The following is a 21,066-nucleotide window of genomic DNA, read 5'->3' as shown; positions in this document are numbered from 1 at the left end:
AGGATGTTTTTTACTATCTCATTTTATATATGAAATGCTCTTGAAACTCCGTTGATGATGAGGAAGATTCCTATTACTCTTAAAATGATCCTTGTTGTTCTGTTATCTTTTCCAAAAGCAACTTGCCCGATTTTACCGATAAATACATTCATGAGTACACCTATAATTAATTCAGCCATTCCAAATAGTTCTTCCATACCCAATTCCCTCACGTCCTTTTTGATCTGTTAATTTTATCAGATTATTGTTGATTTAATTTTTCTTTTTTTTAATCTCCCTGCTTATTAAGATGAAAGATACAATAATACTTAATAAGCCGACACTTGCAAAAATTACGATCGGAAGCCATTCAGTTCCTAAGGTACTCTTACTAAAGATAATGTTGTTTAAAGACTGTATTGCCCATGCTTCGGGTGTAAATTTAGAAATAACCTGCATATATTTTGGAGCAATTTCCAATGAGAAAAAGGAACCGCCTATCATCCCGCTTACTGCAATTATGATCGATGCGGCAGAAGTAAACTGCTTTTGGCTTCTCATAAATGGAACCATAATCATCGTAATGCAGGTCAATGCAAATAAATAAACAGCGAGCATAACAGCGATGGCAAAGATGTTATGACCTATGCTGATCTTGAGTAAATATTTTCCCGCAAGTATAATAACGATTATATGAATGATTCCGGAAATATAAGTAGCAGCCATTTTGGATAAAACATATTTTGTATAGTTTATAGGCGTACTTAGTAATCTGCTGAAAGTATTATTCTCTTTTTCATCAATAAGTGTTCTTAACCCTTGAATAACAACAAACCAAATAAACATTACAAGAAAACCAATTAATCTCACGGTCGCATTATCCTGAGTATGTTCACCCTGACTTAATGTTTTGTCATTCACTTCTATTCCTGAATTGTTTTTCAATTTCTTGAAAATGTTCTTTTCTATATCTTTTGAGTCCGTATGCAACTGTGCAGACATATATTGCGAATCTTTAACTACCTTTTTAAGAGTTCCCGCCTCATTTGTGACCAGCTGCTCTAACAATGTTCCGCTGCCGTTCTCGTAGTTTTGGATGATTTTCATTTTTATCTTGTGATTGTCCGTCAAATCCTTTCCAAAACCTTTTTCAATAACGACCCCAAAAGGAATATCCTGATCATCGACTTTTTTCTTTAATTCATTTTCCGTTAGCTTTATAACTTTAATATTTTTATGCTCTTTTATCATTTCAATGAGCTTTGCAGCATAGTTACTTTTATCAGCATTGGCTATATACAAGTTCTCTTTGCTATCCGTATCTTGAGAAAAAGAGAACAAAAATGTAAGGATTAACGGCACCGAAATCGTTGCAAAAATTGCTAATCTATTTCGGAGCATCAGTTTCAGCTGATGTTTAATCATGGCAATCAATTGCACTACTACGCCACCTTCTTCCGGTTGAATACCATAATATTAATAAAGACAAAGATGAGACCAATACCAATTAGCTCAAGCAAATCAATATACATGCCGCTAAGACCAATATTCTGTTTGACTTTTAAATAAGAGTTTATTGCCTTACCGTTCGGTATGATCTCTTGAACAACCCTCAAGCTATCAGGCAGTCCGTTCTTAGAAATAAAACTGCCTCCCAAAAAACTAAAAATATAAAGAACCGGAGAAGCCATACTGGACACCGCCACGTGGTCCTTAGCGGTAAAACCCCAAAACAATACAATGCTGCCTATAGCAAATGCGTATACTACCGTAATAACAAAAATATCAAACAAGTTGCCCCAGTTCATTCGGAATACGACCCAGCTTATCAGAATAACAGCAGTCATCTGCATTAAGATCGCAAAAATAATACCTGTCAACTTTCCAAGCACATACTGAATATTTAAAGTCGGTGTAGATTTAATTCTGAACAGCGTATTATTCTGCCGCTCATCAACAATGCTGTGAACAAGCACAAAAGCCGTCATAATGGAAAACATGACAACCATTGCAATTGAATAATACTGCATGGAATCGACAGGAACCGCATTTTTATTTGTCGCTGCTTTTGGGATATCAGCGGAGATCCCGTCATTATCGGCCAAATCGTTCATCATTTTTTCTATTTTTTCTTGTGGTACGCTGCCGCCGGAGCTGATATGTTTTATTACTTCTTGTTGCTCAGCGCTCATTGTTTTCACGCTTTTCGTAAAGCCCTCCAAAACAGCCTGAACAATATTTTTATCTATGGTCTTGTTATTATCTCCAATTAAATCGATATTTGTTTTCCCGTTGTTCATAACGGCTTTCGTAAAGTGTTCCGGTACATAGATAAAAGCTGCAGCCTTTCCTTCTTTAACTAATTTTTCACCGTCATTGTAGCTCTCAGCTTCTTTTAAATGAATGATATCTTTGAGATCGCCTTTCTTAAAAACTTTATCCTTTAAGACATCACCTAAAGAAACACTCTCCCCTGAATCTGCTGAGTAAAAAGCTACATCAAATGCTTCGATTTTTGAATCTGAATTACTGAACACACTGCCCAATATGAGGATTAGCAGTGATGGAAACAGCATCAGCTTTAAATAAAATGACTTATTTTTTGTTAACAGCTTAAAATCAAGAAAAAATAAGTTGAATAATTTTCTCAAGATAGCCTCCTCCTACTAATCTCTTAGGTTTTTCCCTGTAATTTGAAGGAAAATGCTTTCCAAATTTACTTCCTCGTACTTAAAGCTAGTGAGGTCGATCCCCAGATTTTTGATATCATCTACAATTTCAATGATGTTTCTTTCCTTCGTCGATACAAGCATTGAAATTTGTTTATGATCTACCGTCACTTTATCAATTCCTGTAATGCTGTTTATCCGGCTGAGTGCCTCTTCATCAGCACCCTTAAAAGTAACGGTTAAAGTGTCACAAGCATTTAAGTTTTCCTTGAGTTCTTCTTTCGTTCCTAAAGCAATAAGAGATCCATGATCAACAATTGCCACCTTCTCGCAAAGATACTCTACTTCTTCCATGTAGTGGCTGGTATAAATAACAGTCATTCCTTTTTCTTTATTCAGCCTTTTTACTGTTTCAAGAATATGATTTCTTGATTGCGGATCAATTCCTACTGTAGGCTCATCAAGAATTAATAATTTAGGATTATTCATTAACGCCACACCTATGTTGACCCGGCGTTTCATTCCCCCGGAAAACTCTGATACATTTTGATTTTTTTTATCTGTCAGTTCAATAATCTCCAGAACCTCATCAGTTCTTTCTTTTAGCTTTTTCCCTTTCAGCCCGTAAAGGCTTCCGAAGAAGTTCAAGTTATCTTTGGCGCTTAACGTTTCATATAAAGCTAAATCCTGTGGAACAACCCCCATTATTTTTTTTATCTCAATAGGTTTTTCCTTAAGTGATTTATTATCTACTTTAATTGTCCCGCTGGTAGGTGCAAGAACAGTGCTAATCATAGAAACCATTGTTGATTTGCCGGCACCGTTAGGACCCAATAGTCCGAATACTTCTCCATCTTCTACAGTCAGCGAAATATTATTAACTGCCGTAAAGTCATCATATTTTTTGGTAAGTTTTTTTAATTCGAGCATAATTAAAACACCCCTCGTGGTATTTCGGTTCTTTTATTTTAACCTGAATGGAATATTTTTAGAATTTACTATAGTACTCATTTACCTTATTACTTTAGTTAGGAATCGCATTGTTACTTTAGTCATATACGGAAGGTGTAAGTCCGGATATATTCAGAAGAAAATGGAGGAAAGGAATTTGATGAAATTCCTTTCTGATTGAAGGAAAAAAGTTGAATCACATATGCTTTTGTAAATATAAGCTAAGCTCCGTTCGATTGTTCATTTGAAGTTTTTCCAGTATTCTTGATACATAATTTTTGACTGTGCCTTCAGTAATAAAAAGTGCTTCGCTTATAGCTTTGTTGCTTTTCCCTTCCATAATCTGTTTAGCGACTTCTTTTTCTCTGGGAGTAAGCAATTGCACCAGCTGTTCCTTTTCATTATTTTCTTGAACAAGCTCTTTATTATGTTCTACCGAATTTAGAGCCTTTACAACTTTTAGCGTTACCTTAGGATTTAACAGAATATTGCCTTCACATGCTGTTTTGATGGAATCAATAATTTCTTGTGAATCAGAATCTTTCAGTATGTAACCATCAGCACCGCTTTTCAGTCCAGTAAAAATGTATTCACTATCATTAAAGGTTGTCAGGATAATCACTTTAATATCCGGATATCTCTCTTTAACTAGCTTTGTTGCTTCAATGCCGTCCATTATGGGCATTCTTATATCCATTAAAATGATTTCAGGCCTTATCTGTTTTAGCAAATCTAATAAATGTTCACCATTAGAAGCTTCGCCTACAATATTAATTTCCTCGTGCAGACTCAGAATCATTTTAAGCCCTTCCCTGACAATTTGCTGATCATCCACAATGATAATATCCATATCAATACCTCCTCACATTCGGATTAAAGATCTGCTATCTCGGGGATTACGGCTTCCACAGTAAATCCTGAATCTAGCCCTGAATGAAAATCAACCTCTCCTCCAAGTGCAGCAAATCTTTTCTCTATTCCTTTTATTCCATTTGACTTATTAATTTCAGAACATCCTGTTCCGTTATCAGTTATCGATATAGAGATTTTTTCAAAAGACTTACGTATTCTTATTGAAAAAAACGTAGCATTTCCATGTTTTATCCCGTTCGTTATAGACTCTTGTACTGTTTTATAGAGACAATTCTTGATATCAGGATCAGCTGACTCTACTTTATTGTCCATATCAAGCTCGAATTTTATTTCATTTGTTTGCTGAAAATTTTCAAAAATCTCATTGATCGATTTCAGAAGCCCTTTTTGAGGAGCAGGGTCATTGAGCAAAGCGACAGCTTCTCTCAGGTTAATAATACACTCCTTCGATAAATCATGTGACTTATTGATGACTTGTTTAGCCTCGCTGGGATTTTTACTGACTATTTTATCGGCGAATTCAAGATTCATTGTTAATGCGATCAAATAATGCCCTAGGGAATCATGAAGCTCTTGTGCAATTCTTGTCCGCTCTTTAGAAATAGTTAACTCTTGAATCTTTTGAGAATAATTCTTAAGTTTAGTGTTTACACTTTGTAATTCTTTATTTAATGTTTGTATTTTTGCTTTTTCGAGCAGTACGTTTCTAAACAGATAAATAATAGCCATGATCACTAAATAGGACATCAATATATCTTTCCCGCTGGTCCCTGCTGCTTTAAGAGCTGTAAAAAAAATAATAAAATGCAGGCTTACTACAGTCCAGGGCAGTTTACGAGTTGTTACAATAATCTCGATCAGTAAGAAAATATTATATATTTGAGAACCGAGACAGTTAATTTTAAACAATAAAATGCCTGATAAAAGGTTACTTACTAAAAAAGATGCATAATATCTAAAAGAATACTGACCGCTTAGGTATTTTAATCTGATATGATCGTTGACGACTAAAAAAATGGTGATTATCAGCAGGTAAGCGGATTCCGAAGCCGTGAAAGTTGGCGTTTTAAAAATAGAACTGATAATAGAATATAAGGAAAAACAAATAATGGTTTTTTCTATGAGCACTCTTGTACTAATTGAAGAAAGATTTTTCATAATAATCCTTCCTGAGACAACTTGATATAAATTATATTATATATATATTGAGAAATCATAAAGCGACAACCTCCACGTTCAGCACATCATACAGCTCATCAAGCGAATGAATCTCGTACGTCGGGATGATTCCGGACTCATTTGCTTTCTTTCCGGGATTAAACCAGCACGTATCCATTCCCGCCATCTGACCGCCTTTTATGTCCGCGCTCAGTGAATCGCCGATAATAAGTCCGCCCTCGGCAGAAAAACCGGGAATTCTCGCAAACACGTAATCAAAGTATTCCTTCATCGGCTTTTGAAAACCCGTGTCCTCAGATACAAACACATCTTTAAAGAACGGATACAGACCGGAGTCGCCCAGCCGCTTATATTGTGATCTTGAGACGCCGTTCGTCACGATGTATAAATCAAATAAAGGACTCAGCCGTTCAATCAGCTCATAAGCTCCGTCTATCATCTGGTGCCCTTCTTCTAAGTATTGGCGGTACGCCTGATTCATCAGCACGCCGTCGGCTTCGAGGCCGTATTCTTTAAACAAAAGGGCAAACCGTGTATTGACCACTTCATCGCGGGTCATTTCCCCCTCTTCAAACGCCTTCCACAGCCCTTGATTTAACGATTTATAACGGGCTTCCACCTCTGCCGTCAGCTCCAGCTTTGAACCTTGAAACAATTTTTGAAGAGCATCGGTTTCTGAAGCGGTAAAATCCAGCAGCGTATTGTCTATATCAAATAATAACGTACGGTAATGACTCATCGATGTTTCCCCCGGTTCTGCTTTTTTTAACCAGTATACCACTCGCGGACAAGCCGAAAAAGACACCCCTGTAAGAGAGGTGTCTTTTTGAATTATACAGCGTCTTCTATTTTCGATTTTTCACCAGGCATGCGCTTGCCGATACCGAACGCATAATAGCTGACCGTCACAATCGCCAGGAAAATCACCCCGACAACCAAAGAAATCCGCGTATCTTTGTTAAACCACATGCCGATCAATACCATGAGTAAGAAAGCGATCGTCAAATAGTTTGTAAACGGCGCAAAAGGCATTTTAAACGGATGCTTATCAAGCTCAGCGCCCTTCGCTCTTCTGAAACCGAGATGGCTGATTAAAATGACGAACCACGGAATCATTCCCGGCAGCACACTCGCGCTGTACACATAGACAAAAATTTTCGGAGGCGCGATGTAGTTCAGCACGACACCGATCACAAGTCCGATTAATACGGCAAACGTACCGAATATCGGCACACCGCTCGAAGAAACTTTCTTAAAGAATTTCGGGGCCTGTCCGTTCACGCCCAATGTATAAAGCATGCGTCCCGCACTGAATATCCCGCTGTTGCATCCGGACATCGCAGCGGTAATCACAACAAAGTTAATCAAACCGGCCGCCGCCGTAATCCCGACTTTCGCAAATGTCGAAACAAACGGACTGCCGAGTGAGTGAAGCTCATTCCACGGATATACGGTAACGATTACGAAAATCGCACCGATGTAGAAAATTAAAATCCGCCAAATAATACTCTGAATCGCACTTCGCAGCGTTTTTTGCGGGTTCTTCGCTTCCCCTGCCGTAATCCCGATCAGTTCGACCCCTTGATAGGCCGCAACGACCAAAGACAAGGCAAAGAAAAATCCTGAAAAACCATTCGTAAAGAAACCGCCGTGCGACCATAAATTAGATAATCCGATCGCATGCCCTCCGTTACCGAAACCGAAGAAAATAATCCCGATTCCGGCCACAATCATCAGAATAATGGTGACGATTTTGATCATGGCAAACCAAAATTCAAACTCACCGAAAGATTTTACCGAAATTAAATTCGCCGCACCGAGAATGGCCATGGCGATAATGCCGGGAATCCATGCCGGCAGATCAGGAAACCAATATTTCATATACGAACCGACGGCGATAATTTCAGACATCCCGACGATCACCCATTGAAACCAGTTGCTCCACGCCGTCATATAGCCGGCTAACGGATGTATATACTTATGGCCGAACGTCGCAAACGACCCTGTACTCGGCTCTACATAGAGCATTTCGCCCATCGCACGCATGATAAAAAAGATAAAGATACCCGAGATCGCATAAGCCAGCAGGACAGACGGCCCGGTCCATCCGATCGTGCTGGATGACCCCATGAATAAACCGACACCGATCGTGCCGCCCAGCGCAATCATCTGTATATGACGCGCGCCTAAGCCTCTCTTTAATTCTTTGTTTGCCACTTCGCTTCCTCCTCTTAACAGCTCTGATATATGTGAAATAATGAAGCAGAAGGTGCACCTGTTGAACCTAACTCACTCTTCATTTCCCGCAATATTAGAAATATTCTATCTTTCTATTGTTATATAATCTCCAATTTCCTTATTCCATCATAATAAATTTTCGTGGAAAATACAATTGTTTTTTTCAGGTAAACACCTTGCACCCTAAATCAACAAACCAAAAATAAAGCGCTTTCATTTTTATTGAATTATGAATATTGAGATAATAAATGCCGCAGCCTCCGAGAAACAGGATGTCCCCTGGAGAAACATGTTCCGCCCCCTATTCAATATTATTTTTGCTAAGCAGAATGGCGTAAAGCCTTACCCTCTTCCATTCTCCCTTGTATACGCCATAATCCTGCTTAACTCGGCAAAAATCATGCATTAATCGATAAATGCCTCATTCAGCCGCAGCAAAAGCCGGCCGAACATTTCTTTTTCATCGCCGGACCAATCGTCAAGCATACGATGATACCGCTCAAGACGCATCTTTTTATCAGCTTTTAACCTCTGTTTGCCAAGCTTCGTAATCGCAAATAGACTGACCCGCCCGTCAGAAGGATCGGAAAAACGCTGGATCAGCTCTTTCGACTCCAAGGCCGCGGCCTGGCGTGACAATGTGGAAATATCCAGCTTAAATGATTCGGCCAATTCCTTCACACGCGCCGGCCCGAATTCATCCAGCTGCCGTAATAACAAATACGCAGCCCTTTCCAGATGTCCGATTTTACGGTCGGAGTTATCAAGATAAACAGCTCTCCTGATAAAAGTGGTGAGCTCATATTCAATTAATTCAATCGGATCTTGTTTTGACAAACAGCCTCACTCCTTACAATTGACAACAGCAATATTAGTTGTATAATACAAACATATGCACATTTACTCAGAAAACATATAGAAAGATTTTGCATACATATATTTGTATAGTACAAATATATACGCAAAAAGTAAAGAAACATATCGAAGCATCAAGAAAGGGGGAAGCTGCTCTTCTCCAAAGAACAGCATTGTCGTGAAAGTCATACGCATCATACTGCAAATCATTATTTTATTCGCATTTTCCTTTATCGGGGGAGCCGTTCAGCAGTTCTTTCACCTGCCCATTCCCGGAAGTATCATCGGTTTGATCCTGCTGATCATATGTTTATCGGTTAAGATCATTCCCGTCAAAATGATTGAAGACGGAGCCGGATTTTTGCTGTCTTTTCTTCCGCTGTTATTCATTCCGGCCATGACGGGCGTCATCAATTACCCGTCACTGTTTTCCGCCAGCGGGGCTGCTCTGTTTCTGATCATCGTGCTGAGCACCATCGTCACAATGATCGCCGCAGGGTACGCCAGCCAGCTGTTAGAGCACAAAGCCAATCAGAGAAAGGAGAAAAAGAAGTGCAGCAAGCATGTATCGCAATCCTTATAATTTTGTTCACGGCCGCCGCCTATCTGGCTATGGTGAAATTATATGTGCGCTTTCCATATCCCTTTCTCATACCGGTTTTGACGACTACGATTTTCATTATTGCCGTGCTGCTTGTTTTTCATATTTCGTATAAAGACTATATGATCGGCGGACAATGGATCAATTCACTGCTCGGACCCGCCGTGGTGGCTTTGGCATACCCGCTTTATAAGCAGCGCCGGGTGTTAATCAAGTATATGTTTCCGATCATCGGCGGCGTGTTGGCCGGTTTATTCTCCGGAATGGTCAGCGGCCTGCTATTTGCAGAGCTGTTCGGCATCAGCCGGAGTTTGATTTTGTCAATTATCCCAAAATCAATTACGACGCCTGTCGCCATACAGATTGCGTCCGGTATCGGCGGTGTCCCTTCCATGACAGTCGTGTTCGTCATGATCGCAGGGTTTTCCGGCGTTATCTTAGGACCGCTGCTTCTCAAGTGGATCCGCATTCGCAGCTCACTCGGGAAAGGAATTGCATTCGGGAGCGCTTCCCATGCGCTCGGCACCTCAAAAGCAATGGAGTACGGAGAATTAACGGTCTCCATGAGTTCTGTTTCCATGACGCTCTGCGCCGTGTTAGGGTCGGTCTTCGGCCCCGTCGTAGCATGGATGTTTCAAATTTAAAGCTGGCGGTTCTCCGTCAGCTTTTTTCATGTGCGGATCATCTCATTCCCTTCCATTATTATGTTTCATTTGTAAGAATAATGGTAAAGTAGAAAACAAGGAGGGATTTAATGATGACTGGAGCAATTCCGCAAAAGAAACTGCTGGATGGGACAAGCATTCCCGCGATCGGCTTCGGTACATACGCTCTTAACGGAAACAACGGCGTTCATGCCATTACCAGCGCCATTGATATCGGCTACCGTCTGATTGACACCGCTTATAACTATGAAAATGAAGGGACGGTCGGAGAAGCCATCAAGAGAAGCTCTGTTCCGAGAGAACAGCTATACGTGACGTCCAAGCTGCCCGGACGCTACCATGACTATGACAAAGCTGTACAAACCATACAAGAATCTTTATACCGCGCCGGTCTGGACTACTATGACCTGTATCTCGTCCATTGGCCGAACCCGAAACAAGACCGCTACACGGAAGCATGGCAGGCACTGATTGATGCGAAAAAATGGGGCCTGATCCGATCCATCGGCGTCTGCAATTTCCTGCCTGAGCATATCGAACGGCTCGAACGTGAAACCGGCGTAAAGCCTGGCATCAACCAAATTGAACTGCATCCCGCTTTTAATCAGCAGCAGCAGCGCCAATGGCACGAAGAACAGGGCATCGTGACAGAATCATGGAGTCCGTTATCCCGCGCCGGCGAAGTATTGAACGATCAAAAACTCGGACGGATTGCGGACAAATACGGCAAAACCATTTCTCAAGTCATTTTACGCTGGCATATCCAGCTGGGCGCCATCCCGATTCCAAAATCAGCATCGCCCGAGCGCCAGCTTGAAAACATCTCCGTTTTTGATTTCTCCCTTGATGAAAACGACATGAACATCATCGACTCGCTTACCCGCCCCGACGGACGCATAAACGGCCAAGATCCGGCGGAGTATGAGGAGTTTTAAGTAAACGCATAAAGAAAAGCTGACGGCATCATTTGTCAGCTTTTTTCTCATTTTATATACGCACACCCAGCTCCCGTTTCCATTCAGAAAGCCAATCTGTATCCCCAGATCCGTATTGCCTGCTTTGGCCGGCGTCACGCAGAGATCCGTTTTTATACTCAATGGACAGAACCAAATCAGGAATGGCGTCATAACCCGTTCTCGCAAGCTTCGTGAGCCCCTGTCCGTAATGGGCGGCCGCTTCTGCCGCCGTATGTCTCAACAAAGGATCTTGCTGCAGCGCTTCCTTATAGACGTCTAAAAGGTCGCGTCCGTCTTCTGTGACGTACTTTCCGTCCACGATCTGCAAGTCTTTCAGATGATAGCCGGTCACCTCGTACATTTCCCGAACGACTTGATATTTCTCATATGTTTCCGGCGTAAACTGCGAGGAGTCATCACTCCGGCTGCGAATGATGTGCGCAAACAGCTCTTTGCTGTTTTCCCCGGAGTTTAAGACAGCTTCAATCTGCTGAGTGAGCTCTTTATCGTCAGTCCCGCTCACTTTCAACAGATAATCAATCGGTGATATCGTAAATGTAAGATTCGCACCCTCCGGAATCTGAATATGATTCCGATGGAAAAGCATCTCAATCTGCTGATTCACCTGCCCGCGCTGAAACACCTTTTCATTTTCGACTTGAATCTCTCCGTTGAGCGTTTCACCCCGAAACGCCGCATCACGGAAATCATAGCTCTGGGCTTTCCCCTTAAACAGCCATTCCGTTTCATTATGATAAGCGGCCTGACGCTCCGATTCTGATAAATCACTTCTGAAATAAGGTGAATCGGCACGCTGGTATTTGTCCTTAATATAATGCAAAGGATCTGGTTTTCGTTTATTGATTTCATTGATACGGCTGTATTTCTCATCAAGAATCTTGCTCGCAATATCACTCTCAGACTCATATGGATTATTAGCGTCTATTACCGTCTCATTCCCATTATCCGTAATCGTTTTCTGATTTGCAGATTGATATAAACGGGACAGGCTGCTCCCTTTCTCAGTGACACCGCTCCTTGAATAATTCACCTGGCTCAGATCGCGGCTCCCGCCTGTCTGAATCAATAAGCTGTCCGATCCTTTTGCCGCATCTTTCACATTTGTTTTGGAAGAATACCGCTGAAGCACTTGCTGAACCATTACTTGATTTTTTATATATCGAGCGTTTAGGCGCATGTTTTTAACCTCCGCTTGAGATGATGTTCTAGTGTTTGTATCGGCTGTTTCCCAGTTGATTTTAACCTTAAATAACAAATGTTTACATAGCTAATGTTTTTATGTATGATGTAGTCAAAAAGGGGGATTTTTCCATGAAGAAGTGTATATTGATTCTATTTGTCAGTGTCATCGTTTTATCAGGCGCATTGTTTGCATCTTCACCTTCAGCCTCTGCGTCTCAAAAGAACTCGTTACAAATAAGCGCCATTACAGGAAATCATTCATTTGAAACTGCCAATCCGGTAGGCTACTGGAAATATAAAAATATTGATACTGCCATATTGCCAAAAGGGGAAAAAGATTCGTATTTCACTTTCACGGCAAATAAGGGAGAAAGACTTTATGTCAGGAGTTCAACAAGAAGTGAATACAAGGGAATGGACATTGAAATTTATAATAAAAATAAAGTACTGATCAGTAAAGGCACAGAAGTGATAAATCCTGATACGGCGCTACCTTTTATCTATGCGAATACAGATGCGAAAGAAAATAACGAGACGTTCTACGTGAAAGTGTCCCGCGGCTCCTACACTGACGATATGTACTTTACACTCTCTATTTACGACCGAATCAAATCCGGCAGTGAGACCTTCTCATTCAGCGGTACAGCTGAAAATAAAGGGAACACAGGCCTCAGTCCGAATGGATCAGATTCAACTGTTCTTAGACTCGACTTAACCAAACAGACAAGCATTCCAAGAGACGCCACAGTGAAAAGAATCAACACCACCGCAACCCAAACACCAAGCCAAGGAAATACAAGCCACTACATCATGTCGGAAGAAAATAAAGTGTGGCACCGTGCACTTGCAAACAGCTCCACTCAAGGAAATTACGGTATCACACTGGATGATAACCTCTCAGTCTCAAGCATCTGGAATTTTAAATACAACACACTCGCAACAGCAAAATCGACTATGAAAAATGTAAAATTGAAGATTGATTATGAGTACGATGTGACAACGCAGTTTTAATTAGAAGAACAGCCGCCCATTGTGCGGGCGGCTGTCTGCTTGGAGTTAAAGTGAATTTATGAGCCCGTGCCATGCCGTATCCTGTTATAACTTGATCAGTTGCTAAAATTCTTTTTTATGATATATAGCTGCGGCAATGAAAAATGAAATGATATATAAGATAACGCCGATCATGAGATATATAATCGGAACATATAAAGAAGGATTTATGTGCAAAAATGACAGCGGTACTTGTTCTGCTACATACCCAACGACACTTTGCAATCCAAAGGTAGCAAAAAGTCCCCCCATTGCACCTCCAATCACGATAGCATCGGATTTTTCCGGGCCTATCATGTAGAGAAGAGGATAAACGATTGCACCGGCAAAGAGAACGATGAACGTTCCAAAAGAGACAATATTAAATATGCTGTCAATCGGTTCATCAGATCCCAGGCTGTATACAAAGAAAACACCATAAGATAGTACGGCTCCGATCACAACAATCAAAAGATAAAAGAAATAGTGACTTTGAACAATATTTGTTCTGCTGACCGGTAAAGTCAGGACATACCTGTCATAGCCAGACTTGCTCTCATACTTTATAACCTCAAGTGCGGGCATGACGACAAACAAAATAATCAGCATAGCAACAAAACGATGCATTGAAGCATCCCCAAAATAAAAAATGACTGCTGATACCAATATGGCCAACCCCGTGTATGCAAAGAAACTCCGATAAACCAAGTAATAGTTAGTCAGTAACAGACCTCTCAATGTTTTCACTCCTCGTTAAAAAGACGCTGATTTCTTCTATGGAAATGGTGTTGGCCGATACGCCATTCGGCAACTTCTGTTGATCCGATACAAGCACACTCCAATAAGATCCATGATTCCTTTTTGCTAGAACGATTTCTTCGTCAAGCTCAGCCAATTGACCTTCATCAACGTCTATAACGGTATAGCTTTCAAGAACCTTATCTTTCTCTTCATTTAATAAAATTTCTCCATCTTTCATAATAACGATATGGCTGGCTATCTTCTCGACATCAGTCATAATGTGCGATGAAAGTAAAATACCGCCGTTGCTTTTATCCACAAAGCTTTTTAATTCATTTAACAGATCATCTCTTGAAGAGGGATCAAGCCCTCCCGTTGCTTCATCCAGGAGTAATAATTTTGCATTATGCGACAAAGCAACAGCTACGGATAACTTCATTGACATGCCGCGCGAGAATGTATTCACTTTTTTGTCCATAGGCAAAGAGAAAGAATGAACCAACCGGTAAAAATGATCTTGGTCCCAAGCACCGAATAGTTTCTTAAATACATGATTCAGCTGCTTTATCGTAAGGTGCGCAGGAAGATTCATCGCATCAAATACGACCCCAATATCTTCTTTGAACTTTATATGTTTATCCAGATTCTCTTTACCAAAGATTTTCACTTTACCTCTATCCTGAGAGATTAATCCTAATATCGTTTTAAATGTTGTTGACTTGCCTGCGCCGTTATCACCGATAAAACCGACAATTGATCCGGCAGGCACATTGAATGTAACATCCTTTAAAACAGCTTTATGGCCAAAAGATTTGCTGATGTTTCTGATTTCTAAAAGGTTTGACATCATTCCACTCCTATCATTGTTGTCAGGACTTTTTTAAGAATTGAACCGGATTATTGCAAAAATGTTGTTATTTTCATATCCAGTCGAGGTATTCATAATGGATCAGGAGTCGGCAAATACAAAAGGGATTTTAAAGTCTTTTTTAATCATAATTTGGATGTGTAATCGATTGATTACGTTTATATAATGGATATTCATGATGAAAATTGCTGGAGGTGATTACTTTCTGATGAGGCATGCACAAAAATAATTTACTAATGATTACATTTATGGATTTTAACCGGAATGCATCTCGTATTATAAAGCAGGTGTTAATCCTTTTCAATATATAAAAGGGGATTTCTTTACAATCGCAAAGAGTATGCATTTCTCATTTCCGCATTAAAAAACCCCTCTGGCTAATAACCAAAGGGGTTAAATATATTATTCCACCGTAACACTCTTCGCAAGGTTGCGCGGTTTATCAACATCACAGCCGCGGTGCAGTGCCGCATAGTAAGCGATCAGCTGCAATGGCACAACAGAAACCAGCGGAGCAAGCGCAGGGTTGACTTCCGGCAGGATGAATCTGTCGTCTGCGTCTTCTAAGCCTTTCAGCGAGATGATGCAAGTGTTGGCGCCGCGGGCTGCGACTTCCTTCACGTTTCCGCGGATGCTCAGGTTGACGTGCTCTTGTGTCGCCAGCGCAAAGACTGGTGTTCCTTCTTCAATCAGAGCGATTGTTCCATGCTTCAGCTCGCCGCCGGCGAAGCCTTCCGCCTGGATGTAAGAAATCTCTTTCAGCTTCAGGGCGCCTTCGACACATACGAAGTAGTCGAGGCCGCGGCCGATGAAGAAAGCGTTTCTTGAAACAGTCAGGTACTCACGCGCGATCATTTCCATTTCGTCCTTCTGGTCGCAGAGGGCTTCCATGGCGTTTGCCGCGATACCTAATTCTTTGACTAAATCAAAACCGATATCAACACCGTTGCGTTCTGCTGCAACGGACGCAAGGATCGCGAGGACGGCAATCTGAGCCGTATACGCTTTTGTTGATGCCACCGCGATCTCAGGGCCTGCGTGCAGAAGCAATGTGTAATCCGCTTCACGGGAAAGCGTTGATCCCGGAACGTTTGTGATCGTCAGCGCTTTGTGACCCAGCGCTTTGACTTGAACAAGCACGGCGCGGCTGTCCGCTGTTTCTCCGCTTTGAGAAAGGAAGATAAAGAGCGGCTTCTTAGACAGAAGCGGCATGTTGTAAGAGAATTCACTCGCTACATGCACTTCAACCGGTACGTTTGCCCACATTTCAATATATTGTTTCCCGACAAGACCGGCATGGTAGCTCGTTCCGCAAGCCACGATATAAATGCGGTCCGCTTCCGCCACGGCGTCAGCGACATCGCCGGCCACGGCCAGTCTGCCGTTTTCGTCCTGATACGTTTGGATGATTTTGCGCATAACAAGCGGCTGCTCATCCGTTTCTTTTAACATGTAGTGAGGGTATGTGCCTTTTTCGATATCACTGGCGTCAAGCTCAGCGATATAAGACGCACGTGTCATGACTTCACCGTCAAGGTTTTTAATCACGGCTTCGTCTTTTGTCACGATCACCATTTCTTTGTCCAAAAGCTCAACGTATTCATTCGTTACTTGAAGCATAGCCATCGCGTCAGATGCCACGACGTTAAACGTATCTCCAAGGCCGATTAACAGAGGGCTTTTGTTTTTTGCAACGTAAATGGTGTCTGTGTTTTCACCGTCAAATAATGCAATTGCGTAAGAGCCTTTTAACAGAGTCAGTGTTTTGCGGAACGCTTCTTCTGTGTTAAGTCCTCCCGCCACAAATTGCTCGATCATTTGAACGACTACTTCAGTGTCCGTGTCGCTTTTCAGTTCAACGTTTTCAAGATATTCGCGCTTCAGCTGAACATAGTTCTCGATCACACCGTTGTGAACAAGTGTAAAGCGGCCGAGTGCGCTTTGATGCGGATGAGCGTTCAGGAAGCTTGGTTCGCCGTGAGTCGCCCAGCGTGTATGGCCGATTCCCGCTTGAGATTCAACCGAGTGATCTACCACTTCACGAAGGTCGGCGATGCGGCCTTTTTCTTTGTACACATGCACGCCCTGCTCATTCGCCACAGCGATACCGGCAGAGTCATAGCCGCGGTACTCAAGCTTCTCTAATCCTTTTAACAAAATCTCTTTCGCATCAAGCTGACCGATGTAACCTACAATTCCACACATATTTTCTTCCTCCTAAAGGTGCAAAAGGAGACGAAGAAAGTCAAATTACAAGGGGACTTTCAATCGTCCCCTCCCACATGTTTTTTTGGAAGATCATGTGATTTCTCTTTGTTCGGAGAGTCGCCCCTCCGGTTTGAAGAAATCCTTACGGCTGTGATCTAAATGAATCAGCCGGGAGGCATCCGCCGAAAATTCGATAACCTCCATCCTCGTCAACTAAGCCGTTTTTCGGGCGCTTAGTTCGGGCGCTGTAATTATAAAAGATGCAAACAATCCCGCCTTTCCTGCAAGTGAAAAACAAAGGCTGAACAAGCTTGATTTTACAGCATGTGCCAAGGACGGTCAATTATTTTTTGCCGCCCCGGCATCATGTTTACTATCATATTATGCTGATCGCACTTGTCTTGTTCGCTCTCTGCTTATAAACTTCGCTACTCCGCTCCCATTTCTGTCCGCACGACATCCACGATTTTTGTGACATATTCGTCACAAAGCTCTTTTGTTCTCGCTTCAGCCATCACGCGGACGAGCGGTTCGGTGCCTGACGGGCGCACTAAAATCCGGCCGTCTCCGTTCATTTCTTTTTCCACTTCAGAAATAACGGCCTTCACCTTAGCGTTTTCTTCTACCTTATATTTATCCGTCACTTTCACGTTCACTAAGAGCTGCGGGAATTTTTTCATTTCATCCGCAAGTTCTGAAAGGGTTTTGCCGGACGCCTTCAGCGTATTCACAAGCATGATCGCGGACAAAAGACCGTCGCCGGTAGTGTTGTAATCAAGGAAAATAAGGTGCCCTGACTGCTCGCCGCCGACATTATAGCCGTCTTTTTTCATCGCTTCTACGACATAGCGGTCGCCGACTGCCGTTTGAACGCTTTTGATTTCTTCTTTTTCAAGCGCTTTGTAGAAACCGAGGTTGCTCATCACAGTCGATACGACGGTATCATCCTTCAGACGGCCTTCTGATTTCAAATACTTCGCGCATATGTACATAATCTGATCACCGTCGACGATGTTTCCTTTTTCATCAACGGCAATGAGGCGGTCGCCGTCTCCGTCAAACGCAAGGCCGATATCGGCGTTTTTTTCTTTGACGAAAGCACTCAGCGCTTCCGGGTGTGTAGACCCGACGCCATCATTAATGTTTAATCCGTTCGGAGACGTCCCCATTGTAGATACGTCAGCATCGAGATCGGCAAAAAGGTGCGTCGCAATGGATGATGTCGCACCATGGGCACAGTCAAGCGCTACATGAATGCCTGTGAAATCTTCGTCCGCCGTCTGCTTTAAAAATTGCAGATACTTTTGAACGCCTTCAAAATAATCGTTCACAAGCCCGAGGTCCGCGCCTGTCGGTCTCGGCAGCTTATCTTCCGGTTCATCCATAAGACGTTCAATCTCGGCCTCCTGCTCATCAGAAAGCTTAAAGCCGTCCCCTCCGAAAAATTTAATTCCGTTATCCTGTACGGGGTTGTGAGAAGCGGAGATCATGACGCCCGCCTCAGCATCCATGGCTTTCGTTAAATAGGATACCCCCGGCGTAGAAATAACGCCGAGGCGCATCACTTCAGCTCCGATCGATAAAAGTCCGGCGACAAGGGCTCCCTCCAGCATATGTCCGGAGATACGTGTATCACGGCCGATCAGCACTTTCGGGCGCTGCTTATCTTTGGTCAGGACATAACCGCCAAAACGCCCAACTTTAAAGGCCAGCTCTGGCGTAAGCTCGCTGTTGGCAACACCTCTTACACCATCTGTTCCAAAATACTTGCCCATTTTGTATCGCTCCTTTTTCATTCTGTTGAAGAAGAATCAGCGCTTGATCCGTCTTCATCCTGGTCTTGATTTTGATCCTGGTTTTGACTTTTATTCTGATCGCTGTCAGTGTCGTCTTCCCGGTTCTTGTTCTTGTCTTTGTCTGCGTCTCCGCTTGTGCCGTTCTTATTGCCGGAATCAGCGGAACCGCCGTTATTTTTATTTGAACTTGAGTTTTTCTTAGAAGTCAGCTTGATCTTAACCGTGTCTTTTGACAGGGACCATGTGACGTTTTGCGGGCCGTTTACTTCAAGCTTTACAGAGTGCTCTCCGTCATCCAAGTCCGAGACATTGGCATACAGTTCAATGTCCGACTTTTTCAGCGCCTTAATGTTGGCGGGAGAGCCTTTGGCCGTAATATTTATCGCCTGCGATTCAGGATCGAGAAACTCAATCTGCTGTGAGCCTCCCAGTCCGACCGTCTTGATTCCGACATTGTCAAAATCCTTTTTGTCTTCACTGTCCACTGTAACATGAAGCGTGATTTTTTCCGGTGATACCTTAGTGACGCCCTTAGGAAGCGGGATATCGGCATTGATATCGGTATCTTTATCAATTTTGCCTAAATCAAGAGATACGCCGTCAATAAATTCAAGTGAATCCAGCACATCCTGCGGGCCGTAAACCGTCACCTCACTCGGATTCGAGTCAATGCTCGCAACGCTCACCCCGTCCGGAAGACTTCCCTTCCTTTCGATTTTGAAAGGAAGCTTTTTGCTCGGACTGGCTACGGGAACCGTCACTTTAATGACTGACGGTTCAACATCAACAGGAAGTGCGTTGCCGTCTTTGTCATAGACGGTCACCTTCACTTCCTTTTCAATGGTCTCATTTGCATTTTCTAGGTTCACGGATGCTTTGACAAGTGAAATGTTATCAATCACATTTTTCGAACCTGTAATCTGCACGTTTTTCGGGCTGATAATCGGCTGCTGAGGGGTGTATCCCTTTTTCATTTTGCTTTTATTGTAGTATTCAACTTCCACGGGAAAACTCTCAGCCGTTTTTTCCTGAATCGTAACCGTCGTGACTGACGGGTTAATGGAGATCGTCAGTCCGTCCGATACGTTTTTCGCCTTCAATTCGACCTTATGAGTCCCGGTCTTCAGCTTATTCATATCGGCGTATATCTCAAAATTCTTTGTCTGTCTCGCCTTTTTCACCGCGCTTGTCGAGCCTTTAATCGTGACATTTACGGTCTGGGGCACGCCGGTGACGACATAGTTCGCTTCATCATAGTATGCTTTTACAGGAATATCAGTAAGCGTAGCCTCGTCAGTCGTTGATGTCGGAAAAAAGGATTCCCCCGGCTTTTTCGGAGTCGGCGCCTGGTTGTTGTTAACCGCAACGTAAAGCAGCAGCGCAAAGAGCAATGCAATGATCTTTACAGCCCAGCGGTTGTTTAAGAATTTATCCATTTTTCTTGCCCCTCCAGTACCAGCGGTTAGAAGAAGTATCTCTGGCGTTCTTCTTAAACTCGGCTTCAAGCATTTCTTTCAGTGCTTCTTCCGTCAATTCTCTGTGAAGGTCTCCGTTTTTGGCCACACTGATGGCGCCCGTCTCTTCAGATACAATAATGGTTAAGCTGTCCGTCACTTCACTGATGCCGACAGCCGCTCTGTGACGCGTCCCCAGCTCCTTTGAAATAAACGGGCTTTCAGAAAGCGGCAGATAACAGGCAGCCGCCGCAATCTCGTTATTTTTCATAATGACCGCTCCATCATGCAGCGGTGTATTCGGTATGAAGATATTAATCAAAAGCTCCGAGCTGACCTGCGCATTTAGCGGGATGCCCGTCTCAATATAATCGCCCATTCCCGTATCGCGCTCAATGGCGATGAGTGCGCCGATGCGGCGTTTCGCCATGTAGCTGATCGATTTTGTAATCGCTTCAATTGTCTTATGCTGCGCTTCCTCCACGGGGGTTCCGCTCCTGGAAAAGAACCGGCCCCGTCCGAGCTGTTCAAGCGCCCGTCTCAGCTCAGGCTGGAATATAATGATGATCGCTAAAAATCCCCATGTTATCGCTTGGTCCATCAGCCACTGAAGCGTGCTGAGTCCCAAATATGAACTGGCCATCCGGACCAATACGATGACGACGATTCCTTTTAAAAGCTGAACCGCCTTCGTCCCGCGTATGACCATGATTAATTTATATATCACATACCAAACAAGGAGAATATCAACGGCATTGCCGAGGTATTGCAAAAATGGGATGTCCTCAAAAGCCATTTCCT

At 42.8% G+C, this 21,066-nt stretch carries 20 protein-coding genes; 4 read left to right on the top strand and 16 right to left on the bottom strand.

Annotation, left to right across the window (positions count from 1 at the left end):
• Positions 1–23: 23 nt before the first annotated feature.
• The 9 genes from NYE62_RS01225 to NYE62_RS01185 all read right to left on the bottom strand — a co-directional run bounded on the left by NYE62_RS01225 (position 24) and on the right by NYE62_RS01185 (position 8,726).
• Complete coding sequence (locus tag NYE62_RS01225; protein WP_024084829.1) at positions 24–203, bottom strand: hypothetical protein; 180 nt, start codon at positions 201–203, stop codon at positions 24–26.
• Between the two features lie 49 nt (positions 204–252).
• Positions 253–1,419 carry an ABC transporter permease gene (locus tag NYE62_RS01220; protein WP_033575109.1) on the bottom strand — a complete coding sequence of 389 codons (1,167 nt, stop codon included), beginning with the start codon at positions 1,417–1,419 and terminating at the stop codon, positions 253–255.
• A gap of 2 nt (positions 1,420–1,421) precedes the next feature.
• The gene (locus NYE62_RS01215; RefSeq protein ID WP_095352444.1) at positions 1,422–2,630 is read right to left on the bottom strand and encodes an ABC transporter permease; all 1,209 of its coding nucleotides are present in this window, start codon (positions 2,628–2,630) and stop codon (positions 1,422–1,424) included.
• 15 nt (positions 2,631–2,645) lie between these two features.
• Positions 2,646–3,578, bottom strand: coding sequence for an ABC transporter ATP-binding protein (locus NYE62_RS01210; protein ID WP_024084826.1), 933 nt, complete (start codon positions 3,576–3,578; stop codon positions 2,646–2,648).
• Positions 3,579–3,795: 217 nt separating this feature from the next.
• Positions 3,796–4,449 carry a response regulator transcription factor gene (locus NYE62_RS01205; protein ID WP_033575107.1) on the bottom strand — a complete coding sequence of 218 codons (654 nt, stop codon included), beginning with the start codon at positions 4,447–4,449 and terminating at the stop codon, positions 3,796–3,798.
• A 23-nt stretch (positions 4,450–4,472) separates the two neighbouring features.
• The gene (locus tag NYE62_RS01200) at positions 4,473–5,630 is read right to left on the bottom strand and encodes a sensor histidine kinase (protein ID WP_033575106.1); all 1,158 of its coding nucleotides are present in this window, start codon (positions 5,628–5,630) and stop codon (positions 4,473–4,475) included.
• Between the two features lie 55 nt (positions 5,631–5,685).
• Positions 5,686–6,390: a YjjG family noncanonical pyrimidine nucleotidase gene (locus tag NYE62_RS01195; protein ID WP_064115775.1), complete on the bottom strand. Its 705-nt coding sequence runs from the start codon at positions 6,388–6,390 to the stop codon at positions 5,686–5,688.
• A 92-nt stretch (positions 6,391–6,482) separates the two neighbouring features.
• Positions 6,483–7,868 carry an amino acid permease gene (locus NYE62_RS01190; RefSeq protein WP_342497181.1) on the bottom strand — a complete coding sequence of 462 codons (1,386 nt, stop codon included), beginning with the start codon at positions 7,866–7,868 and terminating at the stop codon, positions 6,483–6,485.
• A gap of 426 nt (positions 7,869–8,294) precedes the next feature.
• On the bottom strand, positions 8,295–8,726 hold the full coding sequence (locus tag NYE62_RS01185) for a MarR family transcriptional regulator (RefSeq protein WP_003156749.1): 432 nt from the start codon (positions 8,724–8,726) through the stop codon (positions 8,295–8,297).
• Positions 8,727–8,922: 196 nt separating this feature from the next.
• On the opposite strand from NYE62_RS01185, the gene NYE62_RS01180 reads away from it, so the two are divergent.
• From NYE62_RS01180 to NYE62_RS01170, 3 genes are all read left to right on the top strand, one after another.
• Positions 8,923–9,327 carry a CidA/LrgA family holin-like protein gene (locus NYE62_RS01180; protein WP_003156751.1) on the top strand — a complete coding sequence of 135 codons (405 nt, stop codon included), beginning with the start codon at positions 8,923–8,925 and terminating at the stop codon, positions 9,325–9,327.
• Positions 9,297–9,989, top strand: coding sequence for an LrgB family protein (locus NYE62_RS01175; protein ID WP_007408978.1), 693 nt, complete (start codon positions 9,297–9,299; stop codon positions 9,987–9,989). The genes NYE62_RS01180 and NYE62_RS01175 overlap by 31 nt, the downstream gene beginning before the upstream one ends.
• Positions 9,990–10,099: 110 nt before the next feature.
• Positions 10,100–10,945: an aldo/keto reductase gene (locus NYE62_RS01170; RefSeq protein WP_144665050.1), complete on the top strand. Its 846-nt coding sequence runs from the start codon at positions 10,100–10,102 to the stop codon at positions 10,943–10,945.
• Positions 10,946–10,997: 52 nt separating this feature from the next.
• On the opposite strand, the gene NYE62_RS01165 is transcribed toward NYE62_RS01170, so the two are convergent.
• Positions 10,998–12,164, bottom strand: a complete 1,167-nt coding sequence (locus NYE62_RS01165) for a DUF4885 family protein (RefSeq protein ID WP_144665051.1) — start codon at positions 12,162–12,164, stop codon at positions 10,998–11,000.
• A gap of 134 nt (positions 12,165–12,298) precedes the next feature.
• Here NYE62_RS01165 and NYE62_RS01160 point away from each other — a divergent pair, with 134 nt between their 5' ends.
• A complete protein-coding gene (locus NYE62_RS01160; protein WP_144464818.1) occupies positions 12,299–13,180 on the top strand; it encodes a hypothetical protein in 882 nt (293 codons plus the stop codon).
• A 102-nt stretch (positions 13,181–13,282) separates the two neighbouring features.
• Here NYE62_RS01160 and NYE62_RS01155 read toward each other — a convergent pair whose 3' ends face one another.
• The 6 genes from NYE62_RS01155 to cdaA form a co-directional block, all read right to left on the bottom strand.
• Positions 13,283–13,936 carry an ABC-2 transporter permease gene (locus NYE62_RS01155; protein ID WP_015239060.1) on the bottom strand — a complete coding sequence of 218 codons (654 nt, stop codon included), beginning with the start codon at positions 13,934–13,936 and terminating at the stop codon, positions 13,283–13,285.
• A complete protein-coding gene (locus tag NYE62_RS01150; RefSeq protein ID WP_020955242.1) occupies positions 13,914–14,786 on the bottom strand; it encodes an ATP-binding cassette domain-containing protein in 873 nt (290 codons plus the stop codon). Before NYE62_RS01150 ends, NYE62_RS01155 begins: the two co-directional genes overlap by 23 nt.
• Before the next feature lie 423 nt (positions 14,787–15,209).
• On the bottom strand, positions 15,210–17,012 hold the full coding sequence (gene glmS / locus NYE62_RS01145; RefSeq protein ID WP_039252922.1) for a glutamine--fructose-6-phosphate transaminase (isomerizing): 1,803 nt from the start codon (positions 17,010–17,012) through the stop codon (positions 15,210–15,212).
• A gap of 431 nt (positions 17,013–17,443) precedes the next feature.
• Complete coding sequence (glmM, locus tag NYE62_RS01140) at positions 17,444–18,790, bottom strand: phosphoglucosamine mutase (protein WP_007408011.1); 1,347 nt, start codon at positions 18,788–18,790, stop codon at positions 17,444–17,446.
• A 17-nt stretch (positions 18,791–18,807) separates the two neighbouring features.
• On the bottom strand, positions 18,808–20,247 hold the full coding sequence (locus NYE62_RS01135; RefSeq protein WP_144665052.1) for a YbbR-like domain-containing protein: 1,440 nt from the start codon (positions 20,245–20,247) through the stop codon (positions 18,808–18,810).
• Positions 20,240–21,061, bottom strand: a complete 822-nt coding sequence (gene cdaA / locus NYE62_RS01130) for a diadenylate cyclase CdaA (RefSeq protein WP_003156763.1) — start codon at positions 21,059–21,061, stop codon at positions 20,240–20,242. Before cdaA ends, NYE62_RS01135 begins: the two co-directional genes overlap by 8 nt.
• Positions 21,062–21,066: the final 5 nt, after the last annotated feature.

It is taken from the genome of Bacillus sp. FSL K6-2861, assembly GCF_038630725.1.
In the GTDB taxonomy this organism is placed as follows: Bacteria; Bacillota; Bacilli; order Bacillales; family Bacillaceae; genus Bacillus; species Bacillus velezensis.
The sequence above is the reverse complement of the archived record's forward strand: the minus strand, read 5'-3'. Positions and strand labels throughout refer to the sequence as shown.

Bases quoted from the DNA above. Each gene is read 5' to 3' on its own strand.
- NYE62_RS01165 (WP_144665051.1), bottom strand. From the start codon at position 12,164: ATGCGCCTAAACGCTCGATATATAAAAAATCAAGTAATGGTTCAGCAA.
- NYE62_RS01170 (WP_144665050.1), top strand. From the start codon at position 10,100: ATGATGACTGGAGCAATTCCGCAAAAGAAACTGCTGGATGGGACAAGC.
- NYE62_RS01150 (WP_020955242.1), bottom strand. From the start codon at position 14,786: ATGTCAAACCTTTTAGAAATCAGAAACATCAGCAAATCTTTTGGCCAT.
- NYE62_RS01135 (WP_144665052.1), bottom strand. From the start codon at position 20,247: ATGGATAAATTCTTAAACAACCGCTGGGCTGTAAAGATCATTGCATTG.
- cdaA (WP_003156763.1), bottom strand. From the start codon at position 21,061: ATGGCTTTTGAGGACATCCCATTTTTGCAATACCTCGGCAATGCCGTT.
- glmS (WP_039252922.1), bottom strand. From the start codon at position 17,012: ATGTGTGGAATTGTAGGTTACATCGGTCAGCTTGATGCGAAAGAGATT.
- NYE62_RS01210 (WP_024084826.1), bottom strand. From the start codon at position 3,578: ATGCTCGAATTAAAAAAACTTACCAAAAAATATGATGACTTTACGGCA.
- NYE62_RS01195 (WP_064115775.1), bottom strand. From the start codon at position 6,390: ATGAGTCATTACCGTACGTTATTATTTGATATAGACAATACGCTGCTG.
- glmM (WP_007408011.1), bottom strand. From the start codon at position 18,790: ATGGGCAAGTATTTTGGAACAGATGGTGTAAGAGGTGTTGCCAACAGC.
- NYE62_RS01205 (WP_033575107.1), bottom strand. From the start codon at position 4,449: ATGGATATTATCATTGTGGATGATCAGCAAATTGTCAGGGAAGGGCTT.
- NYE62_RS01200 (WP_033575106.1), bottom strand. From the start codon at position 5,630: ATGAAAAATCTTTCTTCAATTAGTACAAGAGTGCTCATAGAAAAAACC.
- NYE62_RS01160 (WP_144464818.1), top strand. From the start codon at position 12,299: ATGAAGAAGTGTATATTGATTCTATTTGTCAGTGTCATCGTTTTATCA.